General features: G+C 71.9%; 19 protein-coding genes and 1 tRNA gene. 12 read left to right on the plus strand and 8 right to left on the minus strand.

The annotated features are described in order from the left end of the window. Positions 1-391 precede the first annotated feature (391 nt). The gene (locus CP981_RS20545; protein ID WP_208852960.1) at positions 392-1,105 is read right to left on the minus strand and encodes a nucleoside/nucleotide kinase family protein; all 714 of its coding nucleotides are present in this window, start codon (positions 1,103-1,105) and stop codon (positions 392-394) included. 124 nt (positions 1,106-1,229) lie between these two features. Between CP981_RS20545 and CP981_RS20550 the strand changes: the two genes are divergently transcribed. Next, positions 1,230-1,303 (plus strand) — tRNA-Met (locus tag CP981_RS20550). 60 nt (positions 1,304-1,363) lie between these two features. Here CP981_RS20550 and CP981_RS20555 read toward each other — a convergent pair. Beyond that, complete coding sequence (locus CP981_RS20555) at positions 1,364-2,164, minus strand: NAD(P)H-dependent oxidoreductase (protein WP_085924675.1); 801 nt, start codon at positions 2,162-2,164, stop codon at positions 1,364-1,366. A 44-nt stretch (positions 2,165-2,208) separates the two neighbouring features. Between CP981_RS20555 and CP981_RS20560 the strand changes: the two genes are divergently transcribed. The 3 genes from CP981_RS20560 (at position 2,209) to CP981_RS20570 (ending at position 5,636) form a co-directional block, all read left to right on the plus strand. Next, positions 2,209-3,309, plus strand: coding sequence for a GlxA family transcriptional regulator (locus CP981_RS20560; protein WP_208852961.1), 1,101 nt, complete (start codon positions 2,209-2,211; stop codon positions 3,307-3,309). 191 nt (positions 3,310-3,500) lie between these two features. After that, positions 3,501-4,565 (plus strand): DUF2797 domain-containing protein, encoded by a 1,065-nt coding sequence (locus CP981_RS20565; protein WP_150522356.1) that lies wholly within the window; start codon positions 3,501-3,503, stop codon positions 4,563-4,565. A 195-nt stretch (positions 4,566-4,760) separates the two neighbouring features. After that, the gene (locus tag CP981_RS20570) at positions 4,761-5,636 is read left to right on the plus strand and encodes an amidohydrolase family protein (protein ID WP_085928701.1); all 876 of its coding nucleotides are present in this window, start codon (positions 4,761-4,763) and stop codon (positions 5,634-5,636) included. Between the two features lie 31 nt (positions 5,637-5,667). Here the strand turns inward: CP981_RS20570 and CP981_RS20575 are convergent, their stop codons facing one another. Then, the gene (locus CP981_RS20575) at positions 5,668-6,249 is read right to left on the minus strand and encodes an NADPH-dependent FMN reductase (protein WP_085928700.1); all 582 of its coding nucleotides are present in this window, start codon (positions 6,247-6,249) and stop codon (positions 5,668-5,670) included. A gap of 663 nt (positions 6,250-6,912) precedes the next feature. Here CP981_RS20575 and CP981_RS39205 point away from each other — a divergent pair. The 8 genes from CP981_RS39205 (at position 6,913) to CP981_RS20610 (ending at position 18,246) form a co-directional block, all read left to right on the plus strand. After that, a complete protein-coding gene (locus tag CP981_RS39205) occupies positions 6,913-7,035 on the plus strand; it encodes a hypothetical protein (protein ID WP_280116717.1) in 123 nt (40 codons plus the stop codon). 299 nt (positions 7,036-7,334) lie between these two features. Then, a complete protein-coding gene (locus CP981_RS20580; RefSeq protein WP_085928702.1) occupies positions 7,335-9,095 on the plus strand; it encodes an ABC transporter ATP-binding protein in 1,761 nt (586 codons plus the stop codon). 126 nt (positions 9,096-9,221) lie between these two features. Further along, the gene (locus CP981_RS20585; RefSeq protein WP_085928699.1) at positions 9,222-10,013 is read left to right on the plus strand and encodes a response regulator transcription factor; all 792 of its coding nucleotides are present in this window, start codon (positions 9,222-9,224) and stop codon (positions 10,011-10,013) included. Positions 10,014-10,184: 171 nt separating this feature from the next. Further along, entirely contained in the window at positions 10,185-11,723 is a 1,539-nt protein-coding gene (locus CP981_RS20590; protein ID WP_085928698.1) for a sensor histidine kinase, read from the plus strand. 219 nt (positions 11,724-11,942) lie between these two features. Further along, positions 11,943-13,289: a bifunctional glycosyltransferase family 2/GtrA family protein gene (locus CP981_RS20595; RefSeq protein WP_244329720.1), complete on the plus strand. Its 1,347-nt coding sequence runs from the start codon at positions 11,943-11,945 to the stop codon at positions 13,287-13,289. Next, positions 13,286-15,532: an ArnT family glycosyltransferase gene (locus tag CP981_RS20600; protein ID WP_085928189.1), complete on the plus strand. Its 2,247-nt coding sequence runs from the start codon at positions 13,286-13,288 to the stop codon at positions 15,530-15,532. The genes CP981_RS20595 and CP981_RS20600 overlap by 4 nt, the downstream gene beginning before the upstream one ends. A 202-nt stretch (positions 15,533-15,734) precedes the next feature. Beyond that, positions 15,735-17,333 (plus strand): MFS transporter, encoded by a 1,599-nt coding sequence (locus CP981_RS20605; protein ID WP_085928188.1) that lies wholly within the window; start codon positions 15,735-15,737, stop codon positions 17,331-17,333. A gap of 142 nt (positions 17,334-17,475) precedes the next feature. After that, positions 17,476-18,246, plus strand: a complete 771-nt coding sequence (locus CP981_RS20610) for a TetR/AcrR family transcriptional regulator (protein WP_085928187.1) — start codon at positions 17,476-17,478, stop codon at positions 18,244-18,246. 355 nt (positions 18,247-18,601) lie between these two features. Here the strand turns inward: CP981_RS20610 and CP981_RS20615 are convergent, their stop codons facing one another. From CP981_RS20615 to CP981_RS20635, 5 genes are all read right to left on the minus strand, one after another. After that, positions 18,602-19,051 (minus strand): SRPBCC family protein, encoded by a 450-nt coding sequence (locus CP981_RS20615; protein WP_085928186.1) that lies wholly within the window; start codon positions 19,049-19,051, stop codon positions 18,602-18,604. 38 nt (positions 19,052-19,089) lie between these two features. Beyond that, entirely contained in the window at positions 19,090-20,004 is a 915-nt protein-coding gene (locus CP981_RS20620; RefSeq protein WP_085928185.1) for an IS982 family transposase, read from the minus strand. Positions 20,005-20,077: 73 nt separating this feature from the next. After that, positions 20,078-20,920 (minus strand): YceI family protein, encoded by an 843-nt coding sequence (locus tag CP981_RS20625; RefSeq protein ID WP_085928184.1) that lies wholly within the window; start codon positions 20,918-20,920, stop codon positions 20,078-20,080. A 228-nt stretch (positions 20,921-21,148) separates the two neighbouring features. After that, positions 21,149-23,656, minus strand: coding sequence for an MFS transporter (locus CP981_RS20630; protein WP_483028327.1), 2,508 nt, complete (start codon positions 23,654-23,656; stop codon positions 21,149-21,151). A 92-nt stretch (positions 23,657-23,748) separates the two neighbouring features. After that, the gene (locus CP981_RS20635; protein ID WP_085928182.1) at positions 23,749-24,222 is read right to left on the minus strand and encodes a MarR family winged helix-turn-helix transcriptional regulator; all 474 of its coding nucleotides are present in this window, start codon (positions 24,220-24,222) and stop codon (positions 23,749-23,751) included. Between the last annotated feature and the right edge of the window lie 257 nt (positions 24,223-24,479).

A 24,479-nucleotide genomic window follows, 5' to 3' on the forward strand; every position in this document is an offset into this window, starting at 1 on the left:
GAGCCGGGTTTCCAGCCGTTCTGGTTCGCGGTCCCGGCTGCCCGCGAGGTGCTGAGCGAGGACGGTTCGCTGGAGCCGGCGGGGGAGCTGGTGCCGGGCACCTGGTACCTCGCCGTCGAGCAGCGGGGGCCGGCGCTCCTCGCGCAGTGCTCGGACGGTCGCCGGGGGTTGTTGCTCGATACGGAGGGGATTCAGCGGGGCTGAGGGGCGGGGCGGACTGCGCTTTGCCCGCTGGAGCGTGGGGGGAGGGTTGGCTGTCGTCCGGCCGGGCGCCGCCCCCGGGACGTGGCGGGTCTCTCGGCTGTCGTCCGATCGCGCGTGTCCGGCGATGGCTGCGGGGCGTGGGCGTGCGGCGGCAGGGCTGCGTCGGCCATACGCCGTGCGTACGTCCTCAAGCGGTGACGTCCAAGAGCGCGGCCAGGTGACGGCGGACGTGCTCGGCCGTCTGGTGGGCGTCGCGGTCGGTGAGGTCCACGGGGAGGACGTTCCAGGGGGTGGTGGCCAGTAGGCGGCGGGTCAGGGTGGCTTCGTGGTGGAGGTGGGCGGCGGCTGAGGGGAGGTCGTGGACGGAGCGGGTGCCGGGGGAGGCGGCGAGCTTGGCGATGTACCAGGTCTCCCAGGCGGCGCCCTCGCGGTCGACGGCGCGACGGAGTGCGGTTGCGGGGTCGTCGTGGAGGTAGACGACGGTCACCCGGGCCGGATCGACGGCGGTGGCCAACTCCCGTAGGACGCCGGTGATGGCGGGCTCGTCATGGCCCCAGGCCATCAGGGACGGGATGAATGGGAGGAGGGCGTCGGTGACCAGGACGTCGGTGCCGGCGGCGCGGGACTCGGTGACGTAGGCGCGGGTGGCGGCCACCAGGGTCTCGGGGCGGACGCTGTGGGCGCCGTCGGCGAATTCTTCGGCCACGGCGCGGAAGGCGGGACGGGTGAGGATGTCGGCCTCTTCGAAGTGGTCGACGGTGGCGCCGGTGCTCCTCAGCCAGTCGGCCAGGGCGCGGCAGAGGGTGGATTTGCCGACCCCGGGGCTGTTGCCGACGACCGCGATCAGGTGGGTGGGGCGTGCGGGGCGGTCGGGGTCTGTGGGGTGGTGGGTGGGTGCCATGAGGGGAGTTTTTCATAGGGAGCTTCAACGGGGGTGCGCCTGGCGGTAGTTGGGTGTGGGCGGGGTGGTGGTCGGAAAGCGATTAGGTATTGGCGGGGGAGTCGCGTAGTGTTCATTTCACCGACGCGGGGTGGAGCAGCTCGGTAGCTCGCTGGGCTCATAACCCAGAGGTCGCAGGTTCAAATCCTGTCCCCGCTACTGACGCCGCAGGCCCGGTGGATTCATTTCCACCGGGCCTGCGGCTTTTGTGCGTGTGGTTCATCCGTGGACCGGTGGCGGCGGGGCCGTGTAGTGGACGGCCGGGCCCGTGCGGGGCGGGGGCAGCCGGGCCAGGTCGGGGTGGAGCAGGAGCTCGTCGTCGTAGTCGCTGCTGTTCTGGTGGCGGAACGGGAGCGGCTCGGTGGTGGGAAGTGTGCGCAGGCGCTCGCGCAGGCGGCTGGCGGCGGTCGCGTAGGCGGTCGGGGTGGTGCGGTCCGCGCCGGGGATCAGAAGGGGCGGGACGACGGACATCCCCGTGTACCAGAGGGTGCCGTGCTGGAGGGGGAAGAGGAGGTCGTTGAGGTCCCCGTTGACGCCGCGCGGGCCGAGGGTGGCGGCGCGGGCGCCGGCGGTGGTGATGACCATGGCCCGTTTGCCGGTGAGTCTGCCGTCGCCGTAGCGCTGGGGGCGGCCGGTGGCCGGGTCGGTGAGGCCGAAGGCGAAGCCCTTGACGAAGACGCGGTCGAACCAGCCCTTGAGGATGGCCGGCATGCCGTACCACCAGAGGGGGAACTGGACGATCAAGGTGTCGGCCCAGTCGAGCTTGTCCTGTTCGGCGCGGATCTCGGGGGCCAAGTGGCCGTCCGTATAGGCGCGTTCGGAGGCCGCGCCGATGAGCAGGCGGCCGGCCGGGTCGTGGCCGTAGTCGGCGGCGTCGACCACCGGGTTCCACTTCATGGCGTAGAGGTCGGAGACGCGGTGCTGGTGGCCCTGGGCGTCGAGGGCGCGGAGGCCCTCGTCCTTGAGGGCGCCGCTCAGGGAACGCTGGTCGGGGTGGGCGAACAGCCAGAGGACCTTCATGCCCTCCACTCTCCGTGGGGGCGGGGAGCCGGACGAGTGGCCCGATGGCCATAGTGTGCAAGGATCGGGCCATGGGTGTAGTGGAGAGCGGAAGCCGTAGCGGGGGTAGTGGTGGGGCCGGGCCGGTGCGGGCCGTGCCGGGGAGCGGGCGGCGGCATCGGGTGGCGGTGCTGGTGCGGGACGGGATGCTGCCGATCGAGGTGGGCATCGTGCACCGGATCTTCGGGGAGGCCCGGTCGGCGGCCGGGGAGCCTCTGTACGAGCTGGTCACCTGCGCGTTGGAGCCCGGTGAGGTGCGAACGGACACGGACTTCACGGTGAATGTCGCGCACGGGCCGGAGGCTCTGGAGGAGGCCGACACCGTCGTCGTACCGGCGTCCGGGACGGACTACGACCTGGGGGCGGAGCGGAGCGCCGGGCGGCTGAGTCCGGCGATGGCCGGTGCGCTGGGCCGGATCCGGCCCGGGGCCCGGATCGCGTCCATCTGCACGGGCGCGTTCGTGCTGGCCGCGGCCGGGCTGCTGGACGGGCGGCGGGCGACCACCCACTGGCGGTCGGTGGAGCACTTCCGCCAGTTGTTCCCGGCCGTCGACCTGGACGCGGATGTGCTGTACACGGACGAGGGCGAGGTGCTGACGGCGGCCGGGGTCGCCTCCGGGATCGATCTGTGTCTGCACATGGTCCGGTGCGATCACGGGGCGGCGGTGGCCAACGATGTGGCGCGGCGGACGGTCGTGCCGCCACACCGGGAGGGCGGGCAGGCGCAGTACATCCGGCGGCCGATGCCGGAGCCGCAGATCTCGTCCACCGGGGTGGCGCGGGCCTGGGCGCTGGAGCACCTGGACCGGCCGCTGAGCCTGCGGGAGCTGGCGGCGCGGGAGTCGATGAGCGTACGGACCTTCACCCGGCGGTTCCGGGAGGAGGTCGGTATCTCGCCGCTCCAGTGGCTGACGCAGCAACGGATCGAACGGGCCCGGCAGTTGCTGGAGGAGACCGAGCTGACGGTGGACCGGATCGCGGCCGAGGCGGGCTTCGGGACGGCGGCCTCGCTGCGGCAGCATCTCCAGTCGGCGCTGGGGGTGTCGCCGCGGGCGTATCGGAGCACGTTTCGGGGGCCGGGGAGTGGGGGCGGGCTGGTGGCTTGAGGGGGAGTCGGTGGGGTGAGGGGGCGGCCTGAGGGGAGTCGGTGGGCTGAGGGGCAGGTGAGGGGCGCGGGCCGGGTGGGTGCGGGGCCGCGCGTGAGGGTGCAGGCCGGGGTGCGGGCGTGCGGGCGTGCGGGGCCCGGGGGCGACGGCGGGCGGGTGGCGTTGTCAGTGGGTGGTCGTACGCTGGCGGTGTGTGGCGATGTACGGGACCGCGCTGGTCGGGCGGCGGGCCGGGGGCGGGGCCGGCGGGGCGGTTCGGGCAGCGGCTCGGCTGGTATTGCGCCGAGCGGGGCGAGGCGCGGGTGAGCCTGCTCCCCGCGGGCAAGCGGCTGGCCTTCGCCGCGCGGGGCGAGCGGTGGTGTCTGGGGGTGTGGCGGGCCGGCCGCTGGATCGTGTGCCCGTACGGTGCGGTGCTCGACGGGGCGAGTGCCAGGGATCAGTGTGCGCGGTGCGCCCAGTTGGACCGGTCGCGTTCGGTGGCCGCGGACACCATGGCCGACGATCCGCGGCCGTACGGCGTCTACCTCGCGTACTTCGGTCCCGGGCTGCTCAAGGTGGGGATCACGGCCGCCGAGCGCGGCCCGGCCCGGCTGGTGGAGCAGGGGGCGGTGGCGTACGCATGGCTGGGGCGGGGGCCGTTGATGGCGGCGCGGCGGGCGGAGGCACTGCTGGGGAGTGCGCTGGCGGTGCCCGACCGGTTCACGAAGGCGGCCAAGCGGGCGGCGCGCGGGGCGCTGCCCCCGGTACCGGAGCGGGCCGCCGAGCTCGCTCAACTGCACCGCACAGCACGGGAGTTGGCGGGCTGGCCGGAGACGCTGGAGCCGGTGGAATTCGCCTGTACTGACCATTCGGAGCTGTTCGGCCTGGACCGGATTCCGGGTGAGGTGGCCGAGCTGGGCGGGATGACGGCCGGGGCGGAGATCGTGGGGGAGGTGCTGACCGGGGTGGGGGCCGATGTGTATCTGCGGTTGGCGGGGGCGGGGGATGTGGCCGGGGAGAGGGGCGGAGCCGGGGGTGAGGGCCGGGGCGCGCACGGGGGCGGGAAGCGGGCGGGCGCCGGTGGGTTCGGTGGGGGTGCGGGGCCGGGTGCAGGTGCTGAGGCGGGTGTGGTTGCGGTGATGGATGCGCGGCTGTTGTCCGGGTGGGTCCTGGGGGCTGCTGCGGGGCGGGTGACGACGGTGCCGGTGCGGGCCGTGGGGCGCGGGGTGGGAGAACGGGAGCGGGAGGGAGCGAGAGGGCAGGAGGGGTTGTTCTGAGGAAGTGGGGGCGTTTAGATGCTGCGTGCAGGTAGATGCGCAGAGGGATGTGCGTGCAGGTAAATGTGTGCGGTGGATGCAGGCTGGTGGCTCAGCGGGCCGAGGGGCCACGGGGCCGTGCCGTGCCGGTCGGGGCCGTGAGCGAGGCCGTAGGGGCGAGGCCGTAGTGGGTCGCCCGTAAGGGAGGGGCCCGGCGTGGCGGACGGGGATGAGCGGGTCGGCGCGTTCTGGCGGGAGTTGGGGCTGCCGGGGCTGATCGATGTGCATACGCACTTCATGCCCGAGCGGGTGATGGCGAAGGTCTGGGCGTACTTCGACGCGGCCGGGCCGCTGGTGGGGCGGGCGTGGCCGATCACGTACCGGTTCGAGGAGGACGAGCGGCTGGCGGTGCTGCGCGGCTTCGGCGTACGCGCCTTCACCTCGATGATCTATCCGCACAAGCCGGGGATGGCGCGGTGGCTGAACGGCTGGGCGGCCGACTTCGCGTCCCGTACGCCGGACTGTCTGCGGACCGCGACGTTCTTCCCGGAGGACGGTGCAGCGGAGTATGTGCGCGCCGAACTGGCCGACGGGGCACGGGTTTTCAAGGCGCATGTGCAGGTGGGCGGGTATGACCCGGCCGATGCGCTGCTCGACCCGGTGTGGGGAGCCCTCGCGGAGGCCGGGGTGCCGGTCGTCATCCACTGCGGCTCGGGCCCGGCGCCGGGCAAGCACACCGGGCCCGAGCCGATCGCACGGCTGCTGGCCCGCCACGCCCGGCTGCGGCTGATCATCGCGCACATGGGGATGCCGGAGTACACCGACTTCCTTGACCTCGCGCAGCGCTATCCGGGCGTGCATCTCGATACGACCATGGCGTTCACGGACTTCGCCGAACGGATCGCGCCGTTCCCCCGCCCGGAACGCGGCCGGCTCCGGGACCTCGGCGAACGGGTGCTGTTCGGCAGCGACTTCCCCAACATCCCCTACGGGTACGCACATGCGCTGGAGGTGCTCACCGGGCTGGAGCTCGGGGAGGACTGGCTGCGCGGGGTCTGTTACGGGAACGCGGCGCGGTTGTTCGGCGTGTGAGGGGGATGGAGGGCGGTGTGGGCTGCCGGCTTCATGGTGTGGTGAGCGGGGCGGTGGCGGTGGCTGTGGCTGTGGCTGTGGCTGTGGTCGCGGCTTCGGCCAGCTGAGCCATGGCCAGGCCCAGATCGGTGAGGGTGGCCGCGTCCTTCACCTGTTCCGTGGTGGGGTCGACCTTCGGTCCGATGGCGGGGATTTCGCGGCAGGCCGCCGTCACGACCTCGCCGGACATCATGCGCAGGACCTCGCGCAGCTGGGCGTTGGCGTGGTCACCGCCGGTGGGGAATGGCGAGGCAGTGATCACCGCGACCGGTTTGCCGCCACATTCGCCGCTGCTGACCAGCCAGTCGAGGGCGTTCTTGAGGACGCCCGGGACTCCGTGCGCGTATTCGGGGCTGACGACGAGCAGGGCGTCGGCGGTCGCGGCGGCGGTGCGCAGGGCGGCGACCGGGACCGGGGGCGTGGCGTCCTCGCCGTCCAGGTCGGGGTTGAAGTGCGGGAGCGCGCCGATGTCCGCGGTGGTGGCCGGTCCGTCCCAGAAGGTGAGTGCGGAGCGCAGCACCGCACCGTTGGAGGAGCGCGCACGCAGACTGCCGGAGAGGGCGAGGAGTCTCATGGGGCGACGGTACGCGGTCGGGGTGGGGTGGGGCGCGCGGCCCGGGGCAAGGAAAGTGCTGGTCAGGGTGATTGTCAGTGGCAGGTGCGATGCTTAAGAAGTGGTGATCGACCTGGACCGCGCGGGGGGCGGCCCAGGTCGGTTACGGCCGTCGGGCGCGGGGGACGGTCCGGCTCGGGCGGCGGCGAAGTACGGGGCGGGGGCGGCCGGTTCAGGGGCCCGGGCGCTGGAGGGCTGCCGTTGGCGGCAGATGGTGGACAGCTATTCCGACCCCGGCCGAGCGAGTTCCGTCGGCGTCACTCTCATTTCCTTGACCGAGCCTCACCGAGGAATTCAACTCTCCACCGAATTCCTCCGTGGCGTCTTTCTTGCCGCACCGGACAGGCGCAGTGAAAACAGGCGAAGGCTGAATTGAAGTGAGCTTCAAGAAGTCCGCCCCGGCGCCCCGCGCGCTCACGCAGCCGCTACGGAAGCCGCTGCCTAATCCGCTTCCGTAGCCGAAGAAGGACCCCAAGGGGCCCTAGGTGTCGCCCGATCGAGCGTGCGGCCCTTGGGGTATGCACAGGCTCCGCTGATCCCGCTCACAGAAACCCCTCCTAATGTTTTCCACGTCGAAGCCGAAAGGCGAGACATCAGAAAAGAAACAACTGAAAGAGAATCGCCATGAGCATCCGCAAGGTCCTTCCGGTCAAGCCCGCCTGCAAGCACGAGGAGAAGAGGAACCGGCACCGGCACCCGAAGCCGGCGCACAAGAAGCACCAGCGCCGTCGCCCGATCGGTTTCTGAGCCACAGACCGGAGGCGGGCCCGTGGCACTGTGCCGCGGGCCCGCTTCGGCCATGTCCGAGCCCGGCACGCCTCCGGCAGCCGGACGATGCCAGAGCGGAAGAGACAGCGACCGTGACCTCGACAGTGCCCTCGGTGCCCACCGCACGCACAGGGCCCACAGCGCCCACAGCGCCCACAGCGCCCACAGGGCTCAGCCACGGCGACTCGCCGACGACGCAGCTGCGGGCGGTCGGAGCCGAGTCCGCCCCCGGCCACGGGGGCAGCAGGGGCCGCGAGGGCGAGCCGGCCGCCCCGCACCTGCCGGCGCGCGTGGCCTTCCGCCGCTTCTGGCCGCTGGCGCGGGGCGACCGCCGCTGGCTGGTGCTGATCTGCCTCTGTGTGGTCGCCGCCGCGCTCGCCGAGACGGCCGCGATCCTGCTGTTCTCGAACCTGACGGACCATGCCCTGCAGCAGGGCTCGCTCAGCGCCTTCTGGTCTCCCGCCGGACAGTGGTTCGCCGTGGCGGTCCTCGGTGCGACAGTCGGGTACACCGGCAACTCGCTCGCGGTGTGGACCGCCGAGCGCTTCGTCCTTCGCCTGCGCGCCCGCGTCTTCGGCCATGTCCAGGACCTGCCGCCGCACTTCTTCCAGCGCCACCGCCAGGGAGACCTGGTCGAGCGCCTCACCGGGGACGTCGAGGCCATCGAGCAGATGGTGGTCTCCGGGGTTGTGGGAACCGTGTCCGCCCTGTTCAGCACGGTCTTCTTCGCCACCGCCGCCTTCTGGCTGCGCTGGGACCTGGCGCTGGCCACCTTCGTGCTGGCGCCGCTGTTCTGGCTGGCCGCCCGGCGCTTCTCCGGCCGGATCAAGGCCGTCGCGCGGGAGGAGCGCGTCGCCGACGGCGCGATCACCTCGGTGGTCGAGGAGTCGCTGGGCAACATCGTGCTCACCCAGGCCTACAACCGGAAGGCCGCCGAGGAGAAGCGGCTGCGCCGGGAAGCGGGCGCCTGGATGCGCGCGTCGGTGGCCGGGGCGCGGATGAGCGAGCTGTACGAGCAGCTGGTCCAGGTCATCGAGACGCTGTGCGTCCTCGCCGTCATCGGGCTCGGCGCCTGGGAGATCTCCCAGGACCGGATGACCATCGGCCAGCTCCTGGCCTTCGCCGCCTTCCTCGGCTACCTCTACCCGCCGATCCGCAACCTCGGACAGCTCGGCCTCACCCTCACCGCCGCGACCGCGGGCGCCGAGCGGCTGCTGGACATCCTCGACGCCGAGCCCGCCGTGGCCGACCCGCCGCCGGGAGCGGCCGTCGCGCCCTGGCGGGTGCACGGCACGGTGGAGTTCGACCAGGTGGGCTTCCGCTACCCGGGCGCCGAGAAGCGCACCCTGGCCGGGGTCGCGCTCACCGCCGGCCCCGGGGAGTTCGTGCTGATCACCGGCGCGAGCGGGGCGGGCAAGTCGACCGTGTCGAAGCTGCTGCTGCGCTTCTACGACCCCGCCGAAGGCTCCGTACGCCTGGACGGGGTGCCGCTGCACTCCATGCCCCTCGCCTTCCTCCGCGAGAACGTCACGCTCCTGCCGCAGGAGACGCTCATCCTGCACGGCACCCTCCGCGAGAACATCGCCTGCGGGCGGCCGGGAGCCACGGACCACGAGATCGTCCAGGCTGCCCGGGACGCGGCGGCCCACGACTTCATCACCGCCCTCCCCGAGGGCTACGACACCCGGATCGACCCGCACACCGCGCAGCTGTCCGGCGGCCAGTTGCAGCGTGTGGCGATCGCCCGCGCCATGCTGCGGAACGCGCCCGTCCTGGTCCTGGACGAGCCCACCACCGGTCTTGACGCGCTGTCCGCGCGGCAGGTGATCGGACCGCTCAGGCGGCTGATGTCCGGCCGTACGACGATCACGATCACGCACGATCTGAACCTGGCGCCGGACGCCGACCGCATCCTCGTCCTCGACCACGGGCGGGTGGTGGAGAACGGGACGCACCGGGAACTGCTGGCCTGGGGCGGGGCGTACGCGCGGCTGCACGGCTCACAGAACGGCACGGGAGTCTCCGGCTCAGGTCACTAGTGGCGCGCGGCCGGCGGAGGGGGCAGGAGTGGGGCCCCGGGGGAGGGAGAGCGGCATGGGGGATTCTCAGGAGATTCACAGGAAGGCGCAAGGGAGCTCTCACGGGGGCGGGCCAAGCTCCGTGGCATGACCGTGACTTCCTCGTCCTCAGCGTCGTTTCGTCTGCCGGCTCCGGCGTCGTCCTCCAGAGGTGCGCCGGGGAAGCAGCCGGAGCTGTTGCGGGCCGACGGGAGCCCCGTGCGGGTGCTGGTCGTGGACGATGAGTCCTCGCTCGCCGATCTGCTGTCGCTCGCGCTGCGCTACGAGGGCTGGGACATCCGCGCGGAGGGGGACGGCGCCGGTGCGCTGCGCTGTGCCCGTAGCTGGCGGCCGGACGCGGTGCTGCTCGATGTCATGCTGCCGGACATGGACGGGCTGACGGTGCTCGGGCGGCTGCGGCGTGAACTGCCGGATGTGCCGGTGCTGTTCCTGACCGCCAAGGACGCGGTCGAGGACCGGATCGCCGGGCTGACGGCGGGCGGCGACGACTACGTCACCAAGCCGTTCAGCCTGGAAGAGGTGGTGGCCAGGCTGCGGGGGCTGCTGCGCCGGGCCGGGGCGGCCGCCGCGCGGAGCGAATCGCGGCTGACGGTGGGCGATCTGGTGCTCGACGAGGACAGCCATGAGGTGTGGCGGGACGGCCAGGAGATTCATCTGACGGCCACCGAGTTCGAGCTGCTGCGCTATCTGATGCGCAATCCGCGGCGGGTGCTGAGCAAGACCCAGATCCTCGACCGGGTCTGGAGCTATGACTTCGGCGGCCAGGCCAATGTCGTGGAGCTGTATATCTCATATCTGCGGCGGAAGATCGACGCGGGGCGGGCGCCCATGATTCACACCCGCCGGGGCGCGGGCTATCTGCTCAAGCCGGGCGGGTAGCGGGCCATGAGCGGGAAGCCCGCGACGGCGCCCGAGCGGCCTGACCGGCCCGAGCAACCCGAGAGGCCCGCCGGGCCCGGTCAGGCCCGTCCCCAGCAGCCGCCCGAGCCGCCCGCCCCGCCCGAGCACCCGAACCAGCCCGGACCCCCGACCCCGCCGGAAGCCCCCCGGATGCGGGGCCGTCGGCCCCCCGCCCCCCGTCGCCGCTGGTCCCTCCGGACCCGGCTCGTGGTGTCCGCGGTGGCCCTGATCGCCGTCGTCGGGGCCGTCATCGGGACGGTGACGACCATTGCGCTGCACGCCTATATGCAGGGGGAGTTGGACCGGCAGGTCCAGGGGTTCGTGATGCGCGCCCAGATGCCGCGCCCCCATGAATCGAGGCGTGCCCAGGGGGGCCTGGACTTTGTGGCGATGGGTGGTCTGCCCTTGGGCACGGTGGGGGCGTGGGTCGGGCCCGGGGGGACTGCCGAGGCCGGGGCAATGCTGGCCAACCCGACCAGGGGGCCCGAGGAGAAGCTGGCGGACCTTACCGCCGCGCAGGTCGCGGTGCTGAACAGGGTGCCGAGGGACGGCCGGCCACACACCGCCGAGCTGCCCGGACTCGGTCACTACCGGGCGGAGTCCACCAAGGACGGCTCCTTGGTGCTCGGTCTGCCGCTCGGCTATGTGCAGAAGACCGTCGGCAGGCTCGTGCTCATCGAGGCGTGTGTGACGGCCGCCGGGCTGGCGGCGGTCGGGCTCGCGGGCTCCGCCATGGTCGGGATCGCGCTGCGGCCGCTGCGCCGGGTCGCCGCCACCGCCACCCGGGTCTCCGAACTCCCGCTCCACCAGGGCGATGTGGCGCTGCATGTCCGGGTGCCGGCGTCCGAGTCGGACGGGCGTACGGAGGTCGGGCAGGTCGGTGCGGCGCTGAACCGGATGCTGGGGCATGTCGGTTCGGCGCTCTCTGCCCGTCAGGAGAGCGAGACGCGGGTACGGCGGTTCGTCGCCGATGCCAGCCATGAGCTGCGTACCCCGCTCGCGTCGATCCGGGGTTACGCCGAGCTGACCCGGCGCGGGCGGGAGCAGCCGGGGCCGGAGACCCGGCACGCCCTGGGCCGGATCGAGTCGGAGGCGGAGCGGATGACCGGGCTGGTGGAGGATCTGCTGCTGCTCGCCCGGCTGGATTCCGGGCGTCCGCTCGCGTACGAGCGAATAGATCTGTCGCCGCTGGTGGTCGACGCGGTGAGCGACGCCCGGGTGGCGGGGTCCGGTCACCGGTGGCGGCTGGAGCTGCCCGATGAGCCGGCGGTGGTGTACGGCGATGCCGGGCGGCTGCATCAGATCCTGGTGAATCTGCTGGCCAATGCCCGTACGCATACGCCGGAGGGGACCACGGTGACCGCCCGGGTGCGGGCCGCGACGGGCGCCGCCGCCGGTGACGACGGGGGCGTCCAGCTGGAGGTGCGGGACGACGGGCCGGGTATACCGGCGGAGCTGCTCCCGCATGTCTTCGAGCGCTTCGCCCGGGGTGATGCCTCGCGTTCACGTGCCGCCGGGAGCACCGGGCTCGGCCTCGCCATCGTGCAGGCGGTGGTGGCCGCGCACGGCGGCACGGTCGAGGTCGGCAGTGTGCCGGGGCGGACGGTCTTCACGGTGACGCTGCCGACGGCGGCCCCGTCGGAGGCACGCGATACGGCAGGACGGACGGCACCGGGCACGGGCCGGTAGAGGCCGTCACGAGGCGGTAGGCACCGGACAGGGGCCGGGGACGCGCGCCGGCCAGGGCCCGCGAGACGTCCCCCGCGCCCCAGCCCCCCCGCCGAGACCCCGGCCCCTGCCGACACCCCGGCCCCTGCCGACACCCCCGCCCCACCAGCCCCACGACCCCCGGCCCCACCCCTCCCCCCCCACGTACTCACAGCCCCGCCACAGGATCAACACATCGCCATGACAGTGGGGTTGGCGAATGTCGTGGGCATGATGACGACACCGCCGCCCACCCCGCTGGGCTCCCTGCCTCCACGCGAGCATCTGCGGCTCGGCCAGAGCGCGACCGTCCTCGATGTGGTGATCCCCGTCCACAACGAGGAGCGCGACCTCGAACCGTGTGTGCGGCGGCTGCGCGAGCACCTCGCCCGCACCTTCCCGTACGGGTTCCGGATCACCATCGCCGACAACGCGAGCACGGACCGTACGCCGGATGTCGCCGCCCGGCTCGATGACGCGCTCGACGAGGTCACCGCGGTACGGCTGGAGCAGAAGGGGCGGGGGCGGGCGCTGCGCACCGTGTGGTCGCTGTCCGAAGCCCCGGTGCTGGCCTATATGGACGTCGATCTGTCCACCGACCTCAACGCGCTGCTGCCGCTGGTGGCGCCGCTGATCTCCGGGCACTCGGATCTGGCGATCGGCTCCCGGCTCAGCCGGAGCGCACGGGTGGTGCGGGGGCCGAAGCGGGAGTTCCTCTCGCGGATGTACAACCTCATCCTGCGGGGCTCGCTCGCCGCACGGTTCTCCGACGCGCAGTGCGGGTTCAAGGCCATCCGCGGCGATGTCGCCGAGCGGCTGCTGCCGATGGTCGAGGACACCGGGTGGTTCTTCGACACCGAGCTGCTGCTGCTCGCGGAGCGGGCCGGGCTGCGGATCCACGAGGTGCCGGTGGACTGGATCGACGATCCCCACAGCACCGTGCATATCGTGCGGACGGCCGCCGATGACCTCAAGGGCGTCTGGCGGGTGGGGCGGGCGCTGGCGACCGGCGGGCTGCCGCTGGACCGGCTGGCCCGGCCGTTCGGGGACGATCCGCGGGACCGTGAGCTGACCGGTGTGCCCGGCGGGCTGGCCCGTCAGCTGGTCGGCTTCTGTGTCGTCGGCGGGCTGAGCACACTGCTCTACCTCGCCCTCTTCTCTCTCTTCCGCCTCGGGACGGGCGCCCAACTGGCCAATGCCGCCGCCCTGTTGGTGTCGGCGCTCGCGAATACGGCCGCCAACCGGCGACTGACCTTCGGAGTACGGGGCCGGGACCGGGCGGTCCGCCATCAGGCGCAGGGGCTGGTGGTCTTCGCCGTCGGACTGGTGCTGACCAGCGGCTCGCTCGCGGCCCTCGACGCCGCCGGGGGCACCGCCTCGCACGGCACCGAACTCGCGGTGCTGGTGGCCGCCAACCTCGCGGCCACGATGCTGCGTTTTCTGCTTTTCCGCGCCTGGGTCTTCCCCGACCGCGAGCGCCGGGACGACCTCACCGCGCCGCCGCACCCTTCGCATGACCGGGACGATCTCACCAGGAGCGCACGATGACCCCGCAACAACGGCCCGGCACCCCGGCCCCGCCGCCGTCCGCCGCACAGGAGGGCGCGGCGGCGTCGCTCACCGACCCCCGGACGCCCGTGGCACCGGAGCCGGCGGCCCGCTGGGAGCGGCCCGCACTGCTGGCGTTGTTGCTGGTCACGGCCGCTCTCTACCTCTGGAACCGGTCCGCTTCCGGTTACGCCAACCAGTTCTACTCGGCCGCCGTACAGGCCGGCAGCGAGAGCTGGAAGGCCTTCTTCTTCGGTTCGTCCGATGCGGCGAACTCCATCACCGTCGACAAGCCGCCCGCCGCGCTGTGGCCGATGGCGCTGTCCGTACGGCTCTTCGGGCTCAGCTCCTGGGCGATCCTGGTGCCCGAGGCGCTGATGGGTGTGGCGGCGGTCGGGGTGCTCCACGGGGCCGTACGGCGACGGTTCGGTGCGGGCGCGGGGCTGCTCGCGGGCGGCGCGCTGGCGGTGACGCCGGTCGCCGCGCTGATGTTCCGTTTCAACAACCCCGATGCGCTGCTGTGCCTGCTGATGGTCGGTGCGATCGCCTGTGTCCTGCGCGCCCTGGCGGACGGCCGGACGACGTGGCTGGTGCTGGCCGGGGTCTGCTTCGGGCTCGGGTTTCTCACCAAGACGCTCCAGGCGTGGCTGATCCTGCCGCCGCTCGCCGTCGTCCACGCCTGCTGTGCGCCGGTCGCGCTGCGCCGGCGGTTCGGTCAGCTGCTGCTCGCCGGGCTGGCGATCGTGGTGTCCGCCGGCTGGTGGGTGGCGCTCGTCGAACTGTGGCCGGCGGCCTCCCGCCCGTATATCGGCGGCTCGCAGCACAACAGCTTCCTGGAGCTGACCTTCGGCTACAACGGCTTCGGGCGGATCACCGGCAACGAGACCGGCAGCGTCGGCGGGGGCGGCGGCCGTCCCGGTGGCGGTGGCTGGGGGGAGACCGGCATCACCCGGCTGTTCTCGTCCGACATGGGCGGGCAGATCTCCTGGCTGCTGCCCGCGGCGCTGATCCTGCTGGTCGCGGGGGTGACGGTGCTGTGGCGGGCGCGGCGGACGGTGGCCGCTGAACAGGCCGGTCAGCGGGCGGAGTTCCTGGTCTGGGGCGGCGCGCTGCTGATGACCTTCACGACCTTCAGCTTCATGTCCGGGATCTTCCATCAGTACTACAACATCGCGCTGGCCCCGTATATCGCGGCGCTGGTCGGGATGGGCGCGGCGCTGTTGTGGCGGCGCGGCGGGCGGTCCGCCGCGCTCGTCCTGGCCGGGACGGTGGCGGTGACGGCCGGATGGTCGTTCGTGCTGCTGAACCGCTCGCCGGACTGGCTGCCGTGGCTGCGCTGGACGGTGGCGGCGCTCGGCCTCCTGGCGGCGCTGGGGCTGCTGCCGGCGGTACGGGCGGGGGCGGCGGCCCGGAAGGAAGCAGCGGCGCCGGAAGGCCGGGCGCCGGTACGGGCGAGCCGGCGGGTGGCGGTGCTCGCGGCGGGGCTCGGGGTGGTGACGGCGCTGGCCGGGCCGGTCGCGTACACCCTCGATACGGTCAACACGCCCAAGGGCGGTTCGATCATCACGGCCGGCCCCACGGTGCGGGGCGGTAGGGGCGGTCCCGGTGGCGGCTTCCCGGGCGGCCGGATGCGCGGCCGCAACGGCGGGGTGCCGGGCGCCGGCCAGGGCGGGGCCCCCGGCCAGGCCCTTCCGCCGGGCCAAGGTGGCCAGGGCCGGATGCCGGGCGGCACGCAGGGCGCCAACCCGCCCCCGCAGCGGGCCGGCCAGCAGAGGCAGTTCCCGGCGCCGGGCGCCCGGGGGTGGCAGGCCGGCCGACCCCGGTTCCCCGGCGGCAGGGGCGGCTTCGGTGAGCGCGGCGCCGGCCGGATGGGCGGTCTGCTCAACGGCAGCAAGGTGAGCGACCGGGCCAAGGCGCTGCTGGAGAAGGACGCGGACGAGTACACCTGGGCCGCCGCGGCCATCGGCTCCCAGAACGCCGCGAGCTACCAACTGGCCACTGAGAAGCCGGTGATGGCGATCGGCGGCTTCAACGGGAGCGACCCGTCGCCGACCCTCGCCCGGTTCAAGGAGTATGTCGCGGCCGGGAAGATCCACTACTTCCTCGCGGGCGGGCAGGGCGGGCAGGGCGGGCCCGGCGGCGACCGGGGCGGCTCGTCGCAGATCACGTCCTGGGTGGCGAAGACCTTCCAGAAGGCCACCGTCGGCGGCGCCACCTTCTACGACCTGACGCGGAAGGGGTGAGCGGGAGGGGTCATCCGTAGGGGCGCGCCCCGACCGTCCGTCGGGGCGCGCCCCTACGGACAACCCCTCCCGAGGCGCGAGGCGCCCCCTCACCCGACCGCCGCCCCCACCCGCCCGTCACCCGGCCGAAATCAAATGTACGGCGTATAACACTCCCTGTACGGTGTAAATCAACGACGCCCACCCCGTACAGGGAGCCCGTATGTCCCCCGTGGCCTCCGACGCCACCACCACACTCCAGCCGCCGGGCCGGACCGCCACCCGCTGGCTGATCCTGGCCGTCATCTGCCTCGCCCAGCTGGCGGTCATCCTCGACAACACCGTCCTCAACGTCGCCATCCCCTCCCTCACCGAGGACCTGGGGGCGACCACCGCCGACGTCCAGTGGATGATCAACGCCTACTCGCTGGTCCAGTCCGGTCTGCTGCTCACCGCCGGCAATTCCGCTGACCGCTACGGCCGCAAGAGGATGCTCGCCATCGGCCTGGTGCTCTTCGGCGTCGCCTCGCTCGGCGCGGCGCTCGCCCAGTCACCCGGCCAGCTGATCGCCGCCCGGGCCGGGATGGGGGTCGGCGGCGCGCTGCTGATGACCACCACCCTCGCCGTCGTCATGCAGATCTTCGACGACGAGGAGCGACCCAAGGCCATCGGGATCTGGAGTTCGGTCAACTCGCTCGGGTTCGCGGCCGGGCCGCTGATCGGCGGTTCGCTGCTCGACCACTTCTGGTGGGGCTCGCTGTTCCTGGTCAATCTGCCGGTCGCCGTCGTGGCGCTGCTGGCCGTCGTCGCCCTGGTGCCCGAGTCCCGGAGCCACGGCGGCGAACTCCCCCAAACTCTCCACGGCGTTCGAGCAGGGGGGACCCCCATGGACCTGCCGGGCGCCCTGCTGTCCATGATCGGCATGGTCGGAGTGGTCTTCGCGATCATCTCCGGGCCGGTCACCGGCTGGCTGTCCGGGCGGGTGCTGATCTCCGCAGCCCTCGGCCTGGCCGGTCTCGCGGTCTTCGCACTGTGGGAGCTGCACGTCCCGTATCCGATGCTGGACATGCACTTCTTCCGCAACCGCCGCTTCATCGGGGCCGTCTCCGGCGGCATCCTCGTCGCCTTCGGGATGGGCGGCTCGATGTTCCTGCTCACCCAGCATCTGCAACTGGTGCTCGGCTACGGCCCGTTGGATGCCGGACTGCGGATGGCGCCGCTCGCCGTCACCGTCATACTGATCAACTTCACCGGCCTCAGCGCACGTCTGCTGCCCCGGCTCGGCACCCCCGGAATGATCGTCTCGGGGATGTCGCTGCTCGCGGCCGGTCTCGCCGCCATCTCCCTGTTCGGTGGCGACAGCTATGGCGGCATGCTGGCCGGTCTGCTCGTGATGGGTGTCGGTGTCGCGCTCGCCATGCCGACGATGGCCAACGCCATCATGTCCGCGATCCCGTCGGCCAAGGCCGGAGTGGGAGCGGGCGTCAACGGCACGCTGATGGAGTTCGGCCAGGGGCTCGGCGTCGCCGTGCTCGGCGCGGTCCTCAATTCCCGCTTCGTGGCGCTGCTTCCGCTGGTCGCCGCGGGCGCCGGTTCACTGCCCGCGGCGCTCGCCAGGACCCGTACGGACGCCGAACGCAGCGCCGTGCAGGACGCCTTCGCCACCGGTATCGGCACCAGCCAGCTGGTCGGCGCGGCCGCGGTGTTCCTGGGCGGGCTGGTCGCCGCCGTGCTGCTGCGCCGGGCGGAGCGCACCGGCCGGGACCCGGAGGTGCCGGCCACGCCTGCCGGTGCGGAGCCGGCGGCCGCCGGGGCGGAATAGCATCGGCGGGTACGTGATCGTGAACGGCATGTACCGACGGCACGTATGACCACGCGTACGTGCCGTGCACCGAAAACGACACCGACGACACACCGACGACGACCCCCTGGCGTCGCAGACGTTCAGGGCAGGGAGGGGCGCCATGGCAGCGACGGACGGCCGCACCGGGAAGCGGCCGAGCAGCGTCTGGCTGACCGAACGCCCCCCGCTCAAACGCAAGGCGGACCAGCCGGCCGGACTCGGCCTCGACAAGATCGTCGCGGCGACGGTCCGGCTGCTGGACGCCGAGGGCCTGGCGAAATTCTCGATGCGCCGGCTCGCGGCCGAGCTCGGTGTCACCGCGATGTCCGTCTACTGGTACGTCGACACCAAGGACGACCTGCTGGAACTGGCCGTGGACGCGGTGGCCGGCGAGATGGCGCTGCCGGACGAGTCGGACACCGGCGCCGACTGGCGCGACCAGCTGCGCGCCCTCGCCGTCGGCTACCGCGACATGCTGCTGCGCCACCCCTGGGCGGCCCGGCTGCTGGGCCGGCTGATGAACATCGGCCCGCATTCGACGGCCTTCTCCAACGCCACCCAGCGGGTGATGCGGCGCAGCGGCCTGACCCCGGACCGCACCTCCGGCGCGCTGGCGTCGCTCTTCCACTTCGTCTACGGCTTCGCCACGATCCGGGCCACGCACGAGGAGCGGTGCCGCGCCGCGGGCATGACCCTCGACGACTACTTCGAGCAGGTCCTCGCCGCGCTCGCGGAGCGGCCGGAGTTCGCCGAGACGCTGGAGCTGTCCACCCGCACCGGGTACACACGCCAGGGCCAGAGCGTCGTGGAGATGCTGGACCGGGACTTCACCTTCGCCCTCGATCTGCAGATCGCGGGGATCGAGGCGATGCGGGACCGGGCGGCGGACTGACGCCCGGCCCGGCCGTGCCTAGGGGGTGTCTTCCCGATCATGCCGGGCTCGCGGGGTGTGGCACGCACTCCCCCACGCCTGAACGGCGCGGGGGGACCCCCATCCGCGTTGTCGTCACTCGCCGACGCTCCGCGTCGACTCCCTCCTCCGCCTTGCGATCGCACGCACCACACCCCGCTCCCTGATCCGGCCTGATCGGAAAGACACCCCCTAGATGATCTATTCCAAGGGGTGCCTGGGTGGTGGTGAAGCGGGCCATGTCGCCGCCGGTCGCCGCAATGATCACCTCGACGGTGGCCCGGTTGACTTCGGGGATGGAGTCGAAGAGGTCGAGAGTGGAACAAAAGCGGGCCGCTCAGTCGAAAGTGCTGGCCAGGTAGGCGTTGCGGATTCTAATGAGGTAGGGCATGTACCGGCTCAGGAGGAGTCTGTCGACGATGCGTCCGACGGTCCCCAGTGGTGAGGTGAAGTCGACGACGTCTCGCATTATGGTGCCGCCGGCTCCGTCCGGCTCGAAGTGGTGGGCGTGACGCCATCGCTTGAAGGGCCCGGACTCCTGCTCGTCCACGAAACTTCGGGGCCGATCGTATGAGGTGATGCGGGCCTTGAGTCGCCAGGTCAGGCCGAGATGGCGAGCCTGGAAGGTCACCGTATCGCCGAGCGACAGCTCGCCCCGGGTCTTGCCGCCAACCGCTCGCTCCGACGAATCAGCCATCGAGCGGGTATGCGCCTCCACGTCCAGGCAAACCGCGAACACCTGGTCCGGGGGTGCGGCGACGGCTGTCACGACCTCGAAATGCGGCATAAGCTCACCCTAGATGATCATTTCCAAGGGGTCTGTGGTTAGTGATCGTAGGCGGTCAGTGAGCGAAGGGCGGGCTGGCCGGTGTGGTCGTTGTGCCAGATCGCGGCGGTCAGCGCGAGGATGCGCTGCATGACACGGGCGATCACGCCACCCGGTGTACGGCCTCGGTGCTGTTCAAGGTTGAGCTGCCCCTTGAAGGTCTCGTTGACCGACTCGATCACCTGCCGCAACGGCTTGAACAGCAAGGCGCCGGGCCGTTCCGGCTCGCCTTTGCGGGCCGGCCGCAGGAGCCGGAGGTCCTGCTCGGCCAATTGGTGCTCGAAGTCGCGGCCGAAGTAGTTCTTGTCGCCGATCAGTGTCTGTCCGGGCCGGGCGGTGGTCAGGCCCGGTTCGGCGGCGAGCAGGTCCAGCAGGCTCTCGCGTTCGTCGACCTTGGCTCCGGTCAGGGCAAAGGCGATCGGCAGGCCCTGCAGGGTGCACACCAGGTGCAGGCGCAGGCCCCAAAAGAAGCGGCTGTGGCTGGCGCAGTACCCGTACTCGGCCCATCCGGCCAGGTCGGAGCGTTTGACGGTCTCGCGGGAGCGTCCGCACTCCACGGGCGTGGAATCCACGATCCACACGTCGTCGCTCCATACGGAGGTGTCGGTGGCCAGCAGCCGGGTCACTCGCCGCAGCAGCTCGGCGGCCTTGCGCAGGCGCTTGTTGTAGCCGGGCTGCTTGGGCAGGTAGGGGAAGAGATGCCGCAGGTGAGAGTGGGCGTAGCGAAGCCACTTGGCCTCGGAGGTGAAGCCCAGCATGGCCTGCATCATCGCGAGCGTGACCAGCTCAGCATCGGTCAGTTGCACAGCGATCCCCATGGCCGGACGCCAGGGAGCCAGATGCGGTGATGCCTTCAGCAGGTCGTCGGTCTTCACATAGAGTGCGGTGGCGAGGGAGTCCAACTCTGTCTTCACACACCGACGTTGGACTCCCTTCCCTTGTGCGCACAGCCGATCCCTTGGAATCGATCGTCTAGGGGACGGGGCCTCACCCCATCGGCAGGCTCTCCCCCTGCACGGCCTGGATGTCCAGCTCGACCTTGAGCGTCGTCCCGATGGCCGCGACACCGGCCGCGACGACCTGGTTGTAGTTCATCTTGAAGTCCTCGCGGCGCAGTTCAGCGGTGGCGCGGAACGCGGCGCGCACCCCGCCCCACGGGTCGGGGCCGGTGCCGAGGTAGCTCAGTTCGAGGTCCACCGGCCGTACGACACCGTGCAGCGACAGCTCACCGTGCACGGTCCAGCGGTCCGGGCCGGCCGGGGACAGGCCCGCACTGCGGTAGGTGAGCTCCGGGTACTCCTCGACGTTCAGGAAGTCCTCGGAACGCAGATGGCCGTCGCGCATCCCGTTGCCGGTGTCGATGGAGGCGGCCTTGATGTCCGCCTCGACCCGCGAGGCGGGCAGGTCCTCGGCGATCTCGATCCGGCCGCCGAACTCGGTGAACCGGCCGTGCACGCTGGAGATCCCCAGGTGCTGGGCGACCGCCGCCACCGTCGAGTGCATCGGGTCGATGGTCCAGACACCGGGCGGCGGCAGCTCGGCCCCGCCCTGCCGGGCCAGGACGACGCTGCCCACGTCCATCCGGCCGCTGGCCGTCACGATCGCGCTGGAGGCGACCGGCGCGTAGCCGACGGCCGTCACGATGACCGTGTACGGGCCGGCCGGCAGTGGCTCCGCGCTGCGGATGGCGCCCTCGTCGTCCGCCGCGGCCCGCAGCACCTGCGCGCCGGTCATATCGGTGACGGTCAGTACGGCGTGCTGGACCGCCCAGCCGTCCCGTGTGCGGACCTGCGCCCTCAGTCCCGCAGCTCCCGCGCCCGTCGAAGTCATTGCCTCTCCCGTTTGTTGCCTGATGGTGCCCCCTGCTCATGGGGCCCGTGCGAGCCGGGCCGTGAGCGGGGGGAAGTGTCGGGTCCGGCGGCGGCGTGCAGGCCGTCCCCTGCCTGTGCGCAGCGCCGCCGCCGGAGCCCTTCGGTCCGGTCCGGGACGCGCCTCCGCTCAACGCGCGCCCCGGTCCGGGGTATTGCTCCCGGGTGAGATCCCCGGGCCCGGGTGGTTTCAGTCCCCGGGATGTGCCAGCTCGACGTCGTATCCGTCGACCCCGCGCGCATCGACCGCGAGGCCGGTGGCGACGGGCGGGTAGCCGCTCGCGATGACCGTGTAGTCGCCGGCGTCCAGGTCGGTGAAGGCGTAGGCGCCGTCCTCCCCGGTCGTCGAGGTGGCCACGACATTGCCGGCCGCGTCCACCAGCGTGACCCGTGCGTCGGGCAGCGGCCGGCGGTGCGCACCGGCCCGCACGACGCCCTGCACCCGCGCGCCGGACAGCAGCTCGATCTCGATCCTCGTGGTGCCCTGGCCGCCGATCTCGACCGGCAGTGCGGCCGGGCGGTGGTTCGGGGCGTTCACCGCGACGGTGAAGGTGCCGGGCGCCAGCTCGTCGAAGGCGAAGTGGCCCTCGGCGCCGGTCTTTCCGGTGGCCAGCACCTCGCCGCGGACATCGGTGACGACGACCATCGCCCCGTCGACCGGTGCGCCGGTGGCCGCGCTGCGGACCTGGCCGCCGAGGCCGCTGGTGCCGCTGAGCAGGATGTCGTAGGCGTGCGGCGCCTCGCCGATGACGACCGTGGAGGCCTGCGGCTGGTGGCCGTCGGCCGCGGCGATCAGCACATACGAGCCGGCGCCGGGGGCGCTGAGCGCGTACGAGCCGTTGGCCTGGGCGACCGCGCGGCCCAGCTGCCGCCCGCTGAGCGAGATCAGCGTGACCGCGGAGCGCGGTACGGGGCTGCCCTCGGCGTTGCGGACGAAGCCGTGCACCGACGGGCCGGACGGGGTGGCGTCCCCGCCGCCGGCCGAGGCGTACGCGGCCAGCGGCTGGGTGGCCGTCGCCACGGCCGGGCGTGCCCACGAGGGCGTGTGCGCCTCGTCGTCCGGGGCCACCGGCGCGGCACCCACCAGGGCGGGCTCCCGCTCCTCGGCCTGCGCCGGGATGACGGCCTCCGCGGAGGCGGCCGACGGGGTGGCCGCGGCCGGTGCGTCCTCGGAGCTCTGGGCCAGTCCGCCACGCGTCTTCAACGCGACCTCCTTGATGAACAGGGTCAAGACGAAGGCGAGCAGCGCACAGGGCGCCGCGTACAGGAAGACATCGGCGACACCGTGGCCGTAGGCGCTCTCCATGACGGTGCGCAGCGGCGCCGGCAGGGAGTCCAGGTCGGGGATGCCGCCGCCGCTGTTGCCGGCGGCGTGTGCGGCGGCCTTCGCGCCCTTGGGGCCGAGCTCGGCCAGCCCGTCCTTGACGTAGTGGGTGACGCGGTTGGCGAGCACCGCACCGAGCGCCGAGACGCCCACCGCACCACCGAGGGAGCGGAAGAAGGTCACGACGGACGAGGCGGAGCCGAGGTCCTCGGGAGCCACCTGGTTCTGCGTGGCGAGCACCAGGTTCTGCATCATCATGCCGATGCCCAGACCCATCAGCGCCATGAAGATCGCGATGTGCCAGTACTCGGTGTCGTAGCGGATGGTGCCCAGCAGGCCCAGACCCGCGGTCACCAGCACACCACCGGCGACCAGCCAGGCCTTCCAGCGGCCGGTCTTGGTGATGACCTGGCCGGAGACCGTCGAGGAGATGAAGAGTCCGCCGATCATCGGGATCGTCATGACCCCGGACATCGTCGGCGACTTGTCGCGCGCCAGCTGGAAGTACTGGCTGAAGAAGACGGTGCCGGAGAACATCGCGATACCGACGAACAGCGAGGCCACCGACGCCAGGGTGATCGTCTTGTTGCGGAACAGCCGCAACGGGATGATCGGCTCCTTGGCCTTGGTCTCCACGAAGACGAAGATCGCGCCGAGTACGACCGCACCGCCGACCATCGCGGCGGTCTGCCACGACATCCAGTCGTACTTGTCACCGGCCAGCGTCACCCACACCAGCAGCAGCGAGACCGCCGCGCTGATGAAGAACGCGCCCGCCCAGTCGACCTTGACGCCCTCGCGCTTGACGACGGGCAGCTTCAGGGTCTTCTGGAGCACGATCAGCGCGATGACGGCGAACGGGACGCCGACGTAGAAGCACCAGCGCCAGCCGAGCCAGTCGGTGTCGGTGATGACGCCGCCGAGCAGCGGGCCGCCGACGGTGGCGACGGCGAAGGTGGCGCCGAGGTAGCCGCTGTAACGCCCGCGCTCCCGCGGGGAGATCATGGCGGCCATCACGATCTGGGCCAGGGCGGACAGCCCGCCCACGCCTATGCCCTGCACGACCCGGCAGGCGATCAGCATGCCGGTGTTCTGCGACAGCCCGGCGACGACCGAGCCCGCCACGTAAATGATCAGCGCGATCTGCACCAGCAGCTTCTTGCTGAACAGGTCGGAGAGCTTGCCCCACAGCGGGGTGGTCGCGGTCATCGCGAGCAGCGAAGCGGTGACGACCCAGGTGTAGGCGCTCTGTCCGCCGTCGAGGTCATGAATGATCTCGGGCAGCGCGTTGGAGACGATCGTCGACGACAGGATGGCGACGAACATGCCGAGCAGCAGCCCGGACAGCGCCTCCATGATCTGACGGTGCGTCATAGGGGCTCCGTCGGAGGCGTGCTGTCCGCCTCCGTGCCTGGCGTGGCCGCCCCGCACACCGGCTGGTGTGGTCGTAGCCATGTAGTTCCTTTTCATCCTGCGGGTGTACGGGTGGTGAAGTCGTGATGCGCTCGGGTACGGCAGTCGCCGAAGCTCGTGCGGAGCCTGGCGAGGAGTTCGGTGAGCTGCCCGACGTCGGCGTCGGACCAGTCGTCCAAGTACCGGGCGAGCGCGGCCGTGTAGCGCTCGGCGAGCTCCTCCAGGAGCTCCGTCCCGCTCGGGGTCAGGCGCAGCAGTCGCGACCGCTTGTCCGCCGGATCGGGCTTCCGCTCGATCCAGCCGCGCTCGGCGGCATGGGCCACGTGCCGGCTGGTCACCGACATATCGATCGCCAGCAGCTCCGCGAGCTGACTCATCCGCATCTCACCGTGCCGGTCGAGAAGGGTGAGCACCCCCGCCGAGGCGGGCGGGCACTCCTGCGGCAGCATCCGCCCCATCTCCCGCTTGACGGCGCCGATGGCACTGAGCTGCCTGGCCAGCTCCTCGTACTGACTGTGAGCTGCCACCGGCTCCTCCACGCATCCACACACATCTTTTGTTGCTTGGGGCAACCATAAGCAGGTTGGTTGCTGAAGGCAAATGATTCGTCCAGGCTTGAAGTAAAGGCAGCCAAAAGTCTCCACCGGGCATTGGTCAACGACCCGATGGCGATCCGCAAACCCGCAGGTCGGAGCCGGTATCGCGAGCGCCGGCCAATACCGGCCGGTAACGGGACACCCCTGGACGGCCCGCCCACGCTCCCGCCCACGCGCCGTACCCGGCC

This window comes from Streptomyces platensis (assembly GCF_008704855.1).
Classification (GTDB): domain Bacteria; phylum Actinomycetota; class Actinomycetes; order Streptomycetales; family Streptomycetaceae; genus Streptomyces; species Streptomyces platensis.